Source organism: Streptomyces sp. NPDC007929 (assembly GCF_042959065.1).
In the GTDB taxonomy this organism is placed as follows: Bacteria; Actinomycetota; Actinomycetes; order Streptomycetales; family Streptomycetaceae; genus Streptomyces.
In genome coordinates, this window is the sequence record NZ_JBIBKD010000005.1 from 610944 (window position 1) to 624394 (window position 13451).

Consider the following 13451-nt stretch of genomic DNA (forward strand, 5'->3'; position numbering starts at 1 on the left):
ATCGTCCCCCCGGCCTCAGATCCGAACGGCCGTGCCGGTGACGCCGATTCCGCTGTGCGGGTCGGCGGGCACCGTCACCGTGATCGTGCTCGGTCGTCCCATGTCCACACCTTGATGGATCGTCAGGGTCGCTGGGGCCGGGACGAGTTCGAGCTCCCGCAGGTAGCCGCCGAGTGCCGCTGCCGCCGCTCCCGTCGCCGGGTCCTCGGTCACGCCGCCGGGCGGGAACGGGTTGCGGGCGTGGAAGACGGTGGGGGACTCGCGCAGCACCAGGTCGACCGTGGTCCAGTCCCGGCGCGCCATCAGGTCGCCGAGCGCGGCCATGTTGTAGTCCAGGTCCGCCAGCCGGTCCCGGCTCGCGGTGGCGAGGACCGGGTGCCAGGCCCCGGCGTAGGCGACCCGGGGCGGCAGCGCCGGGTCCAGGTCCCCGGTGGACCAGCCGAGGATCGCGAGCAGTTCGGCGAGGTCGGTCTCCTCCAGCGGAGCCGTGCGCGGCGCGACGCTCACCAGGGTCGCCGTGAGGGTGCCGTCGGCCGCCCGGTCGGTGGTGACGACGACCGGTCCGGCCTGGGTGCGCAGGTGCAGCCGCCCGGTGCCGTGCCGCTGTGCGTGGGCGACGGCCGTGGCGATCGTCGCGTGACCGCAGAACGGCACCTCGGCGAGCGGGCTGAAGTACCGGACGTCCAGGGCGCCGTCGCCGGGGTCCGTCACGAACGCCGTCTCCGAGTAGCCCACTTCGGCCGCCGTCGCCAGCATCACCGCGTCGTCGGCACCGCTCGCGTCGAGCACCACCCCGGCCGGATTGCCCCCCGCGGGATCCGTGCTGAACGCCACGTAGCGCAGTATCTCCATGCCCAGACGGTAGCGCGCGAGTCACTTCCACCGCGGAGAACGCGGAGGCCGACCGGTACGCCGCGGACGCGGTCGCGCTCACCGGCGGCACGTGGCTGATCGTGAACCACCACCCCTCGAAGGCGCCGCAGGGACGCGCCTCAGCCGCGGTGGGCGGCCCGGAGCGTGATCGTCACGCACAGGCCGCCACCCGGCGAGTCCGTCAGGGAGACCGTTCCGCCGTCGTCCGTCACCAGTTGCTTGACGACGGCGAGGCCGAGGCCGGAGCCGGACCTGCCGGTCAGGCCCTGGCCGCGCCAGAAGCGGTCGAAGGCGCGGGACTTCTCCGCGTCCGACATCCCGGGCCCCCGGTCGCACACCGACAGGCTCACCTCGTCGCCCCGCTGCTCCACCCGGACGGTGATCGTGCCGCCGTCCGGTGACACCTCCAGGGCGTTGGACAGCACGTTGTCCAGCACCTGTTCCAGCTGACCGGGACTGGTCAGCACGAGCAGCCGGCCGTCGGCACTCCCCCCGAGCGTGATGGTGACTCCACGCTCGTCGGCGGCCGGCCTCCACACGTCCAGCCGCTCCCGCACGATGTCCCGCAGGGGCAGCGGCTCCGCCACCGTCACCTTCGCCTCCGCCCGCGCCAGCACCAGCAGGCCGTTGACCAGGCGGCTCATCCGGACCACCTCGGCCGTCGCCTGCTCCACGTCCTCCTTGACGAACTCGTCGTCCACCCCGTCGGCGATGTTGTCCAGCGACAGCCGCAGCGCGGTGAGAGGGGTACGGAGCTGATGCGAGGCGTCGGCCACGAAGATGCGCTGCGCGGCGATCAGGGTGTCCAGCCGTTCGCCCGCCTGGTTGAGCGTGCGGGCGAGGGTCTGGGTCTCGCGCGGGCCCGTCACCGGAGAGCGGGCCGCGAGGTCGCCGTCGCTGAACCTGCTCGCCGTGTCGTTGAGCTGGCGCAGCGGCCGGGTGAGCCGCCGGGCCACCACCGCGCCGATCACGGCGGCCACGATGAGGACGGCCACCGCGAGGCCCGCGCGAAAGCCCCAGATCGTCCACAGCCGGTCGGTCAGGTCGGTGGTCTTGTAGACGATGCGCACGGCCCCGACGACCGGGCCCCGGTTGCGGCCGTCGAGGTCCTCCCTGCTCTCACGGGCGGCGACCGTGATCTTCAGCTCCGGGCCCCAGATGAAGGACGAACCCCAGTCGATCGAGGGATCGCCGGTCTCCAGGGTCCTGGTCAGGTCCTCGTCCCGCCGCGGGCTGCGCAGGTCGGTGTCGCAGCGCTCGGTCACCTCGACCTCGCCGGGCGTCTCGCCCTCGAACGCGTCGGCCATCTCCAGCAGCGCCGCGCACGACGGGGGGTTGCCGTTGCCCAGCAGCAGCGCCATGGTCTCGGCCTCACGCCGTACGGAGGCCGCGGTGTCGTCCCGCAGCTGGTCGGTGAGGGAGAAGGCCACGGGCACCGTGAAGATGGCGACGGCCCCGGCGACGAGCACCACATAGCTGCGGATCAGCTGGCGGATCATGACGTGCTGCCCGGGGCGTCGTCCCGGTCGCCCTTGACGATCTCCAGCCGGAACCCGACCCCCCGGACGGCCTCGATGGCTATCGCCCCGGCGAGCTTGCGGCGCAGCGCCGCCACGTGCACGTCCAGCGTCTTCGTCGGCCCGAACCAGTTCGCGTCCCAGACCGCTTCCATGATCTGCTCGCGCGACATCAGCGCCCCGGGCTCCTCGGTGAGGAAGGCCAGCAGGTCGTACTCCTTGGGCGCGAGGGCGACCTCCTCGCCGTCCAGGCGCACCCGGGCCGCCTTGCGGTCGATCGTCAGGCGGGTGCCGTAGCGGTCGGGTCCGGTGTCGGTCGCCTCGGCGGGGGTGCGGGGCCGGGTGCGGCGCATGACCGCCCGTATGCGTGCGATGACCTCACGGACGCCGAACGGCTTGGAGACGTAGTCGTCCGCGCCGAGTTCGAGCCCGACCACCCGGTCCGTCTCGTCGCTGCGGGCGCTGATCACGATGATCGGAACGTCACCGCGCTCGCGCAGCGCCTTGCAGACGTCCAGGCCGTCGGTGTCGGGCAGGCCGAGGTCCAGCAGGACCACGTCGTAGGGGCCCTCGTGCTTCAGGGCCGCGCCGCCCGTGGTGACCCAGGCGACCTCGAAGCCGTAGCGCCTCAGGCCCCGGCGCAGGGATTCGGCGACCGGTTCATCGTCTTCCACCAGGAGTACGTGCACAGCCGAACCCTAGTGCTTGAAAGTTGAGTTACCAGGCCCGAGGCCGTGTGCGATTGTGACGCCGGGCACTTTCTCGAGTGGCCCGTGCCCAGATGGGCATGAGCGACTCTGGACGGGCGGACCCGGATCTCACCATGCGATATCGCGGAGGGGTTTTTCGGACGCTCGTTAGACTGAGCCGACCGCGGTACGAATGCGTATGAGCGGATAGAGACGGATTGAGCGAGGAGCGCACGTGGGCCTTGTCGTGCAGAAGTACGGAGGCTCCTCCGTAGCCGATGCCGAGGGCATCAAGCGCGTCGCCAAGCGGATCGTGGAAGCGAAGCAGAACGGCAACCAGGTGGTTGCCGTGGTTTCCGCGATGGGCGACACGACGGACGAGCTGATCGATCTCGCCGAGCAGGTTTCCCCGATGCCTGCCGGGCGCGAGCTCGACATGCTGCTGACCGCCGGAGAGCGGATCTCCATGGCCCTGCTGGCCATGGCGATCAAAAAGCTGGGCCACGAGGCCCAGTCGTTCACCGGCAGCCAGGCGGGTGTCATCACCGACTCGGTCCACAACAAGGCCCGGATCATCGACGTCACGCCGGGCCGGATCAAGACCTCGGTGGACGAGGGCAACATCGCGATCGTGGCCGGTTTCCAGGGTGTCTCCCAGGACACCAAGGACATCACCACGCTCGGCCGCGGCGGCTCCGACACCACCGCGGTGGCTCTCGCCGCCGCCCTCGACGCCGACGTCTGCGAGATCTACACCGACGTCGACGGCGTGTTCACCGCCGACCCGCGCGTGGTGAAGAAGGCCCGGAAGATCGACTGGATCTCCTTCGAGGACATGCTCGAACTGGCCGCCTCCGGGTCGAAGGTGCTGCTCCACCGCTGTGTGGAGTACGCCCGCCGGTACAACATCCCGATCCACGTCCGGTCCAGCTTCAGCGGACTTCAGGGCACATGGGTCAGCAGCGAGCCGAAGCAAGGAGCAAAGCAGGTGGAGCAGGCTCTCATCTCCGGTGTCGCGCACGACACCTCCGAGGCCAAGGTCACGGTCGTCGGCGTGCCGGACAAGCCGGGCGAGGCGGCCTCGATCTTCCGCACGATCGCCGACGCCGAGATCAACATCGACATGGTCGTGCAGAACGTGTCCGCGGCCTCCACGGGCCTGACGGACATCTCCTTCACGCTGCCGAAGACCGAGGGCCGCAAGGCCATCGACGCGCTCGAGAAGAACAAGGCCGGCATCGGCTTCGACTCGCTGCGCTACGACGACCAGATCGGCAAGATCTCCCTGGTCGGCGCCGGTATGAAGACCAACCCGGGCGTCACGGCCGACTTCTTCACGGCCCTGTCCGACGCGGGCGTGAACATCGAGCTGATCTCGACCTCCGAGATCCGCATCTCGGTCGTCACCCGCGCCGACGACGTCCCCGAGGCCGTCCGCGCCGTGCACTCCGCGTTCGGGCTCGACTCCGACAGTGACGAGGCAGTCGTCTACGGAGGCACCGGCCGCTGATGGCCGATCTCCGACAGGACGCCCGGACCGGTCGGTCCGGGCGTCCGACGCTTGCCGTGGTGGGGGCGACCGGTGCCGTCGGCACCGTCATGCTCCGGATCCTGTCCCAGCGGGCGGACATCTGGGGCGAGATCCGGCTGATCGCCTCCCCGCGCTCGGCCGGCCGCAAGCTGACCGTGCGCGGCGAGGAGACCGAGGTCGTGGCCATCGGTGAGGAGGCCTTCGACGGGGTCGACGTCGCCATGTTCGACGTCCCCGACGAGGTCGCCGAGCGGTGGGCGCCGCTGGCCGCCGCCAAGGGCGCGGTGGTGGTCGACAACTCCGGCACCTTCCGGATGGACCCGGACGTGCCGCTCGTCGTGCCCGAGGTCAATCCGCACGCCGTGCGGATGCGGCCCCGGGGGATCATCGCCAACCCCAGCTGCACGACCCTCTCCATGATCGTCGCCCTGGGCGCGCTGCACGCCGAGTTCGGGCTGCGCGAGCTGGTCGCCTCCTCGTACCAGGCCGTCAGCGGCGCCGGACGGGCCGGCGTGGAGACCCTGCGGCAGCAGTTGTCCCTGGTCGCCGGCACGGAACTGGGCATCCACCCCGGCGACGTGCGCCGGGCCGTCGGGGACCGCACCGGGCCGTTCCCGGAGCCGGTCGCGCTGAACGTGGTGCCGTGGGCCGGCACCGCGCAGGAGGACGGCTGGTCCTCGGAGGAGCTGAAGGTGCGGGACGAGTCCCGCAAGATCCTCGGCCTGCCGAACCTGCCCGTGGCCGTCACCTGTGTCCGGGTGCCGGTGATCACCACCCACTCCCTGACCGTGCACGCCCGCTTCGAGGGCGAGGTCACCGTCGACAAGGCCCGCGAGATCCTCGCCACCGCGCCCGGGGTCGTCCTGTTCGACAACCCGGCAGCGGGGGAGTTCCCGACCCCCGCCGACGTGGTCGGCACCGACCCGACCTGGGTCGGGCGGGTCCGCCGGGCGCTGGACGACCCGACGGCGCTCGAACTGTTCGTGTGCGGGGACAACCTGCGCAAGGGGTCCGCGCTGAACACGGCGCAGATCGCCGAGGTGGTGGCGGCGGAGCTGTCCTGACAGGGTGACCGCCCGGGTTTCGTGAAGTTTCGGCGGCGCGTAAACCCCCGGCCGATGTCAGAGGCGGTTTGTAGGATCTGTGGACGACATGTGAGCCGGTCCATGGTCCGGACCACTTGTTCGTGGCGCTTCGGCATCAGAGGATTTATCTCCCCGTCCTCCGCAACCGCGCGGAGGGCGGGGAGCGTCTTTGCGGTCGCCCTTCGGCCGTGGGAGCGCTTCATCAGGCGTGGGGACGCCTGGAACCGGGCGTGGGGACGTCCGTTCACATCTGGACATAGGGGAAGAGCGGGACGCATGAGGGCATTTGATGCACCATCGGTTGCGCTGCCTGACGCGGGTAGACCGACGACGGCGGCGGTCGGCGTGAAAGTGATGCCCGGCACGTACAACCCTCACCGGGGTCAGCGTGTCCAACAGGCGTGGCAGAGGTACTCGACTTCAGCGCGGCACGCGGCACGGTCCTTCGACCGCCCCGTCCGGCGGCTCTACGACCCCGCATGGCCGGTACGCCCGGTGGCATGCCGGTGATCGCGCCCGTGCCCGCAGCGCGGCCGGCCCGCATCCCCAGTCAGCGCGACGGCGCGGAGGACGGCCTCGCGGCCGGCACCACCGTCGACCACCTCACCGAGACCTACCGGGCGCACTACCGCTCACTGCTGGGTCTCGCCGCGCTCCTCCTCGACGACACCGCCTCCTGCGAGGACGTCGTCCAGGAGGCGTTCATCCGTGTCCACTCCGCCCGCAAGCGGGTGCGCGACCCCGAGAAGACGCTCGCGTACCTGCGCCAGACCGTCGTCAACCTCTCGCGCTCCGCGCTGCGCCGCCGCATACTCGGCCTGAAGCTGCTGTCGAAGCCCATGCCCGACATGGCCAGCGCCGAGGAAGGTGCCTACGACCAGCTGGAGCGCGACTCCCTCATCAAGGCGATGAAGGGGCTGCAACGCCGCCAGCGCGAGGTGCTGGTGCTGCGCTACTTCGCCGACATGACCGAGGCGCAGGTCGCCGAGACGCTCGGCATATCGCTGGGCTCGGTCAAGGCCTACGGCTCGCGCGGTATCGCGGCGCTGCGGATCGCCATGGAGGCGCCGGCATGAGTGACGGCAACGGCACGGGTGGCAACGGGCGCGACCGCCCCGAGCCCGCCGAGCGCCCCGACGACCGGCAGGCGCCGGCCAGGCTCCACGCGCAAGATCCGAAGCAATCGCACGCTGGGAACGGAACTGTGAACCACGGCCCCGACGACCAGAGCCCCGAAGGGTTCGACTCGGACGAGCTGGACCTGCGCAGGATGCTGCACCAGGTGGTGCAGGAGGTGGAGCCGCGCGACGGCACCCTGGACTACCTGCGCAAGGCGGTACCGCAGCGGCGGACCCGCAAGCGGCAGGCCCTCGTCGGCATGGCCGCCGCCGCGCTCTTCATCGGCACCGCCGTCCCGGCCCTGGTGCACGTCTCCAACGCCACCGGCTCCGACGCCAACCCGTCCGTCGCCGGCCACGCCTCCGAGACCCAGGGCGGTGCGGGCCAGGGCAAGGGACCGGACGGCGGCGAGAGCGCCGCGGGCGGCTCCTCCGACCGGATCGAGGGCGAGGACAAGGGCGGCAAGAAGGAGAAGGACAAGGACAAGGGGTCCGGCGTCTCCACGGGCGCGTCCCAGGGCGCCGACCCCTCCTCCACGACCGCCGCCGGCATCCCGGTGTGCACCGCGGCCCAGCTCGGCCCGGCCTCCGGGAGCAGCAACGCCCCCGACTCCACGGGCGCGGTCTCCGGCTCCTTCCGGGTCACCAACGTCTCCGGCACGGCCTGCACGGTCACCGGCCCCGGCTCGGTGAGCGCGCTGCCGCAGGGTGCCGCCGACATCAGCAAGGTCGGCTCGGCCCGGCACGCGGCGGGCGACGCGGCGGCCGGTCTGCTGCCCGACCCGTCCCTGGAGGCCGCCCAGCTGGTCCTCCAGCCGGGCGTCGGCTACGACGTGAAGTTCGCCTGGGTCCCCTCCGAGACCTGCCCCACCCCCGGCGGCAGCGTCGGCGGCCCCGACCCCAGCCCCGACCCGACCCCCTCGGACGACCCGGCGGCCACGGCCGGCACCTCCACCGGAGGCGACACGGGCACGGCACCCCAGCTCGTCCGGGAGGACGGCACGGTCGACGGCAGTGTGGCCGTCACCTACACCCCGGCCACGGGCTCGGGCGCGGCATCGGTGACGGTGTCCAACGCGTGCGCGGGGACGGTGTACTGGACGGGCGTGCTGGCGGGGGCGTGACGGAGGGGGCTACCCGTGAGGGGGGCTACCCAGGACGGGCGCTACCCGTGAAGGGGGTTACCCGTGAGGGGCGCTACCCGTGAGGGAGGCTACCCGTGAAGGGGCGCTACCCATGACGGGCGCCACCCGTGAGGGGGGCGCTGGCCCCGGCCCCTCCCCTTCCGGCCGGGAGGCCGCTCACTTCACCGCGGCGTCCACGACGACGGGCTCCTCGTCCGTCACCAGTCCCAGCTCCGCGTCGCGTACGGACTCCACCTCGCGCCGCAGCAGCCGGAACCACATGAAGATCACGAACCCCACGAAGGCGAACCACTCGGCGGTGTAGCCCAGGTTCTGGAAGGCCTTCAGATCCAGCCCCGAGTCCGGCGGCGCGGCGGCCGGCACGGCCTTCATGCCCGAGTCGCCCTTCGCCAGCGTGACCCACGCGTCGTACACGTCGTACGGCACCAGGTTCACCAGCGACGCCGCGCTGATCGCCGCGGTCTGCCCGGCCGGCAGCCCGCCCCGCGCGCTGACGCCGTTGTCCCCGGGCGTCTCCGAGGCCTGCAACGCACCGGTGACGGTGACCTCACCGGCCGGGGGCGCGGGCACCTTCGCCGCGTCGGCGGCACCCGGCAGCCAGCCCCGCACCACCGGCAGCGCCTCGCCCGAGGGGGTCCGCAGCAGTGTCAGCACGTAGAAGCCCTGCCTGCCGTCGAGCTCGCGCCCGGGCACCAGCAGCTGCCTGCCGTACGTGCCGCTCGCGGTGACGAGCTTCCCGGACGTCGCCTTGTCCACCGGCAGCATGTCCTTCAGCGGCCGGGGCGCCTCGCGCCGGGCCTCGGAGACCTGCTCGGTCGCGGACCGGTGATCCTGCACCCGGTCCTCGAACCGGCCCAGCTGCCAGGACCCCATGAAGATGCAGAAGGGGATGGACAACAGCACGAAGACGTTGATCCCCCACCATCGGGGCGTCAGCAGAAACCGGTACACACCCCCACGGTACGGGGGCACCGGGCGGGGCCCGGCCGCGGGGTGAGCAACGCGTGCGCAGAGAGCGGTTGCCGACGACGCCCCTCTCGGCCGGCGGGCGCGGCCGGCGTCGTTCCGGCCGGGCGGGTGGGGGAGTACGACGGTGCGAATCCTGCCCTGCTCGGAGGGGGGATCGGTGGAGGTTGTCCACAGGCTGGGGGCCTCGCCAGCGGATTGTCGGTCGGGGCGGGCAGTATGGGGCCATGACTGAGAGCAACGGGTCCGACGCGCGGGATCAGCGGGACCAGCACGAGCAAGCGGTACAGGCGGGTCGGCAGGAGCGGATGCCGGACTGGGAGAAGCGCTTTCGGGCGCCCCGCGTGTCCCTGCCCGACTGGGCGGAGGACGCGCCGGACCACTCCCTGTTCGTCTCGAACGCGACCGGGACGTACGAGCTGTACGCCTGGGACCGCTCGACGGGTGAGCAGCGCCAGGTGACGGACCGGCCCAACGGCACGACGGAAGGCGTGCTGTCCCCGGACGGCGCGTGGATCTGGTGGTTCGACGACAAGGACGGCGACGAGTTCGGCGTATGGCGCCGCCAGCCCTTCACGGGCGGCGCGGACGAACCGGCCGCCGCGGGCCTGGAGGCCTCCTACCCGGCCGGCCTCGCCCTCGGCCGTGACGGGCGTACGGCGGTCGTGGGCCGTTCCACGGACGAGGACGGCACGACGATCCACCTCGTGCGCACCGGACAGGCCCCGGTGGAGATCTACCGCCACCGCGAGTCGGCCGGGGTCGGCGACCTCTCCCACGACGGCTCCCTCATCGCCATCGAGCACACCGAGCACGGCGACGCGATGCACTCGGCGCTGCGCGTCCTGCGCCCCGACGGCACGGCGGTCGCCGACCTCGACGACACCGAGGGCGGCACCCGCGAGCTGGGCCTGGAGGTCCTCGGCTTCGCCCCCGTCGACGGTGACACACGCCTGCTCATCGGCCACCAGCGCCGCGGCCGCTGGGAACCCCTGGTGTGGGACGTGGCCACCGGCGAGGAGACGGACCTGGCGCTGGAGCTGCCGGGCGACGTCAGCGCCGAGTGGTACCCGGACGGCAGCGGCCTGCTCATCGCCCACAGCTTCGAGGCCCGCAGCGAGCTGTTCCGCTACGACCTGGCCGGCCGCGCGCTGTCGGAGATCCCGACCCCGAAGGGCACGGTGTCCGGCGCGACGGCCCGGCCCGACGGCAGCGTGGAGTTCCTGTGGTCCTCGTCGGCCGAGCCGTCGGCCGTGCGCTCCACGACGGGCCGTGTCGTGCTCGACCCGCCCGGCATGAAGTCGCCCGGCTCGGTGCCGGTGGAGGACGTGTGGGTGGAGGGCCCGGGAGGCCGTATCCACGCCCTCGTCCAGAAGCCGCGGGGCGCGAGCGGCCCGCTCCCCACGGTCTTCGACATCCACGGCGGCCCCACCTGGCACGACAGCGACTCCTTCGCGGCCGGCCCGGCGGCCTGGGTCGACCACGGCTACGCGGTGATCCGTGTCAACTACCGCGGTTCCACCGGCTACGGCCGTGCCTGGACGGACGCCCTGAAGCACCGCGTCGGCCTCATCGAGCTGGAGGACATCGCCGCGGTCCGCGAGTGGGCCGTCAGCTCGGGCCTCGCCGACCCCGACCGGCTGATCCTCACCGGCGGTTCCTGGGGCGGCTACCTCACCCTGCTCGGCCTCGGCGTCCAGCCGGACGCGTGGACGCTCGGCATCGCGGCCGTGCCCGTCGCCGACTACGTCACGGCGTACCACGACGAGATGGAGGCGCTGAAGGCGATGGACCGCACGCTCCTCGGCGGCACGCCCGAGGAGGTCCCCGACCGCTTCGAGGCGTCCTCCCCCCTCACCTACGTCGACCGGGTCAAGGCCCCGGTTTACATCTCGGCCGGAGTCAACGACCCCCGCTGCCCGATCCGCCAGATCGAGAACTACGTCAAGCGCCTGGAGAGGAGAGGCGCGGTCCACGAGGTGTACCGGTACGACGCCGGTCACGGCTCGCTGGTGGTCGACGAACGCATCAAGCAGGTCCGGCTGGAACTGGAATTCGCGGAACGGCACTTGGAGGGACGGAGCGCCCAGTAGCCCGGGGGCGGGGTGGCGGGGCCCGCGGGCACTCGCGCCGCTGGCGCGGGCGGCACCCCCCCAGCCGCGGGCAGTCGTGCCGCTGGCGCGGGCGGCACCCCCCCCAGCCGCGGGCACTCGTGCCGCTGGGGCGGGCAGGGGTGGGCGCGGGCGGCCCCCCCCAGCCCGCGGGCAGTCGTGCCGCTGGGGCGGCACGGGTGGGCGCGGGCGGCACCCCGCTGCGCCGGGTTGCGCCACGCCCCGGCCCGAGCACACCGCCGAGCACCTCGTGACGCCGGGCGCAGAGGCCCGTTGGTCCGGAAACCTACCGCCGAGCACCTCATGACGCCGGGCAGGGAAACCCGCTCGGCGTCTACGCCCCCGCCCGATCCCGCCTCCTGCGCCCCAGCAACTCCGCCAGCCCCCGCCGGGTAGCCGCCAGCACCACCCGATCCCCGGCCCCCAGCACATACGTAGGAGGCAGATCCCACACCAGCCCGGACGCCGCCTCCGGCACCCGTTCCTCGCCGGACGCCTCCCCCTCACCCCGCCGCCCCCCAGGAGGTGACGTATTGAGCGCCAGCACCCGCCACGACCCGGCCCGGAACGCCTCGCCGACCGTCCGCCCCTCCAACTGCGGATGCCCGGCCACCTCCACCTCCGCGAACAGCAGCACCCGCCGCTCCACCGGAATAGCCCCCAGGATCTGCCGCCCCATCATCGCCCCGGCGAACGCGGGCGCGGCCAGATGCGACACACTCCGGCTGCGCGTGAGGGCGAACGGGTGCGCGGCCCGCAGCGTGCGGTACACCGCCGTCGCGAAGTCGTCGTCGTACAGCCGCAGCACGACCCGCAGATCGGGCCGTACGGACCGGGCGTACAGCGAGGCCTCCAGATTCGTCGTGTCCACGCTGGTCAGCGCCAGCAGCGCATGGGCGCGATGGATCTTCGCGGCCTCCAGCACCCCTTCCTGCGTGACGTCCCCGAGCACCACCGGCACCCGCAACCGTCGCGCCGTGGCCATCCCGCGCGCGTCCGGATCGGACTCCACGCACACCACGGGAATGTGCAGCTCCCGCAGCCGCGTCAGCACCCGCGTCCCGATCTTGCCGAGCCCGAGCAGCACCACATGACCGCCGAGCCCGCGGGGCGGCTTCCGCAGCGCGGACGCGCTGCGGAACGTGCCGAGCGCCTCCAGCACCGCCGCCAGCAGCACCGGCAGCAGCAGCAACCCCACCAGCCCGGACAGCAGTTGCAGCACCTGACGTGCCGTCGACTCGTGGAAGGCGGGATCGTTGATGCCGAAGAGATCGAGCAGCGTCACATATGTGGCGTACAGCGGATCCTCGCCCGTCACGATCATCAGCCCCACGGCGAGCGCCAGCACACAGGCGACCAGCCCGGCCAGCGACCACCGCAGCCGCCGCGAGAACAACGAGGCGAGCGGCGGCACCCCACCCCGCCCGGCCGGCAGGGACGGCCCGGAGTACGACACCTGCTCCAGGACGACGGTGCCGCGCCCGGTCGCCGACGCCACCGCCGCCTCGTCCGGCAGCAGGTGCGGCCCGTGCTCCCCGCTGCCCTCGGAACCGTCGGCCCCGGCAGGGTCGTTGCTCGTCGCGGACAGCAGCGCCAGGGTGCACAGACCGGGGTCGGCCACCTCGCCCGGCCGCGGCGGCTGCCGTTCCACCGCACGCAGCACGAGCCCCTCCGTCTGCACGACCTTGCTGGTGCCGACGAGGGCGGTGGCGGCCAGCGCGGGCGCGGCCGTGTCGGCGTCGGACAGCACCGTCGTCGACGCGTCGAGGCCCGCTCCCCGCCCGTCCCCGGAGGCCACGGCCGCGGTCTGGTCCAGCAGTTCCTCGATGTGCTGTCCCAACCGCCGGTTGTAGAGCCGCAGTACGAGGCGGAGGCGGGGGTTGAACCGGCGGGCCGTGAGGGCGGCGCGGATGTTGGTCTCGTCGTCGTCGTAGACGAGCGCCAGGGCCGCCGCGCGCTCGGCACCCACCTCGGTGAGGACGGCCTCGGTGATCTCCGGAGCCTCCACGACCTGTTCGTTCGAGGCCGGTTCGGCGCTCGCGCCGGTCCGGTTGACGGTCGCGTTCACGACCAGGTCGAGCAGCGCCGCCGAGGCGGCCCGGGCCCGCCCGACCACGGGCCGGCGCACCCGTCTCCCGGAGGGCGGCACGACGAGCGTGACCTGCTCGGCGTAGACACCGCGGAGTTCGGCGGCCAGCCGGTGCGCGAGCCCGTCGTCACCGCACACGATCATGTGCGTGGCCGGAATACTCGGCTGACCTTGGTTCGGAACGCTCCCCACGAGGAGAAGACTGCCGCACCGGGGCGGCCGGTTCCAGAAGGGGCCGGTGGCGCGTGAACGCCCGGCCGCAGCCGTCCGTACGCAAGGGGAGGGAATGGGGCAATGCCCTCGCGCACCACCGGAGGTACCGGGCCC

The 13451-nt window shown here is 72.5% G+C and carries 10 protein-coding genes; 5 read left to right on the forward strand and 5 right to left on the reverse strand.

Going from position 1 to position 13451, the window contains the following annotated elements:
* Positions 1-15 precede the first annotated feature (15 nt).
* The 3 genes from ACFZDE_RS20215 to ACFZDE_RS20225 form a co-directional block, all read right to left on the reverse strand.
* Positions 16-852: a PhzF family phenazine biosynthesis isomerase gene (locus ACFZDE_RS20215; RefSeq protein ID WP_391201194.1), complete on the reverse strand. Its 837-nt coding sequence runs from the start codon at positions 850-852 to the stop codon at positions 16-18.
* A 140-nt stretch (positions 853-992) separates the two neighbouring features.
* The gene (locus ACFZDE_RS20220; protein ID WP_391201196.1) at positions 993-2372 is read right to left on the reverse strand and encodes an ATP-binding protein; all 1380 of its coding nucleotides are present in this window, start codon (positions 2370-2372) and stop codon (positions 993-995) included.
* Positions 2369-3079 (reverse strand): response regulator, encoded by a 711-nt coding sequence (locus ACFZDE_RS20225; protein ID WP_391201198.1) that lies wholly within the window; start codon positions 3077-3079, stop codon positions 2369-2371. The genes ACFZDE_RS20220 and ACFZDE_RS20225 overlap by 4 nt, the downstream gene beginning before the upstream one ends.
* A 235-nt stretch (positions 3080-3314) precedes the next feature.
* Between ACFZDE_RS20225 and ACFZDE_RS20230 the strand changes: the two genes are divergently transcribed.
* The 4 genes from ACFZDE_RS20230 to ACFZDE_RS20245 all read left to right on the forward strand — a co-directional run bounded on the left by ACFZDE_RS20230 (position 3315) and on the right by ACFZDE_RS20245 (position 7937).
* Complete coding sequence (locus ACFZDE_RS20230) at positions 3315-4589, forward strand: aspartate kinase (protein WP_161369440.1); 1275 nt, start codon at positions 3315-3317, stop codon at positions 4587-4589.
* Positions 4589-5674 carry an aspartate-semialdehyde dehydrogenase gene (locus tag ACFZDE_RS20235; RefSeq protein WP_391003521.1) on the forward strand — a complete coding sequence of 362 codons (1086 nt, stop codon included), beginning with the start codon at positions 4589-4591 and terminating at the stop codon, positions 5672-5674. Before ACFZDE_RS20230 ends, ACFZDE_RS20235 begins: the two co-directional genes overlap by 1 nt.
* Before the next feature lie 521 nt (positions 5675-6195).
* Positions 6196-6771 (forward strand): SigE family RNA polymerase sigma factor, encoded by a 576-nt coding sequence (locus tag ACFZDE_RS20240; RefSeq protein WP_142161321.1) that lies wholly within the window; start codon positions 6196-6198, stop codon positions 6769-6771.
* A gap of 128 nt (positions 6772-6899) precedes the next feature.
* A complete protein-coding gene (locus ACFZDE_RS20245) occupies positions 6900-7937 on the forward strand; it encodes a hypothetical protein (protein ID WP_391201407.1) in 1038 nt (345 codons plus the stop codon).
* Positions 7938-8114: 177 nt separating this feature from the next.
* Here the strand turns inward: ACFZDE_RS20245 and ACFZDE_RS20250 are convergent, their stop codons facing one another.
* Positions 8115-8909, reverse strand: a complete 795-nt coding sequence (locus ACFZDE_RS20250; RefSeq protein WP_391201200.1) for an SURF1 family cytochrome oxidase biogenesis protein — start codon at positions 8907-8909, stop codon at positions 8115-8117.
* A 242-nt stretch (positions 8910-9151) separates the two neighbouring features.
* Here ACFZDE_RS20250 and ACFZDE_RS20255 point away from each other — a divergent pair, with 242 nt between their 5' ends.
* A complete protein-coding gene (locus ACFZDE_RS20255; RefSeq protein ID WP_391201202.1) occupies positions 9152-11017 on the forward strand; it encodes a prolyl oligopeptidase family serine peptidase in 1866 nt (621 codons plus the stop codon).
* Positions 11018-11369: 352 nt separating this feature from the next.
* Here ACFZDE_RS20255 and ACFZDE_RS20260 read toward each other — a convergent pair whose 3' ends face one another.
* Positions 11370-13268: an NAD-binding protein gene (locus ACFZDE_RS20260; protein WP_391003835.1), complete on the reverse strand. Its 1899-nt coding sequence runs from the start codon at positions 13266-13268 to the stop codon at positions 11370-11372.
* Positions 13269-13451 lie beyond the last annotated feature (183 nt).

Bases quoted from the DNA above. Each gene is read 5' to 3' on its own strand.
- ACFZDE_RS20260 (WP_391003835.1), bottom strand. From the start codon at position 13,268: ATGATCGTGTGCGGTGACGACGGGCTCGCGCACCGGCTGGCCGCCGAA.
- ACFZDE_RS20240 (WP_142161321.1), top strand. From the start codon at position 6,196: ATGCCGGTGATCGCGCCCGTGCCCGCAGCGCGGCCGGCCCGCATCCCC.
- ACFZDE_RS20255 (WP_391201202.1), top strand. From the start codon at position 9,152: ATGACTGAGAGCAACGGGTCCGACGCGCGGGATCAGCGGGACCAGCAC.
- ACFZDE_RS20220 (WP_391201196.1), bottom strand. From the start codon at position 2,372: ATGATCCGCCAGCTGATCCGCAGCTATGTGGTGCTCGTCGCCGGGGCC.
- ACFZDE_RS20235 (WP_391003521.1), top strand. From the start codon at position 4,589: ATGGCCGATCTCCGACAGGACGCCCGGACCGGTCGGTCCGGGCGTCCG.
- ACFZDE_RS20215 (WP_391201194.1), bottom strand. From the start codon at position 852: ATGGAGATACTGCGCTACGTGGCGTTCAGCACGGATCCCGCGGGGGGC.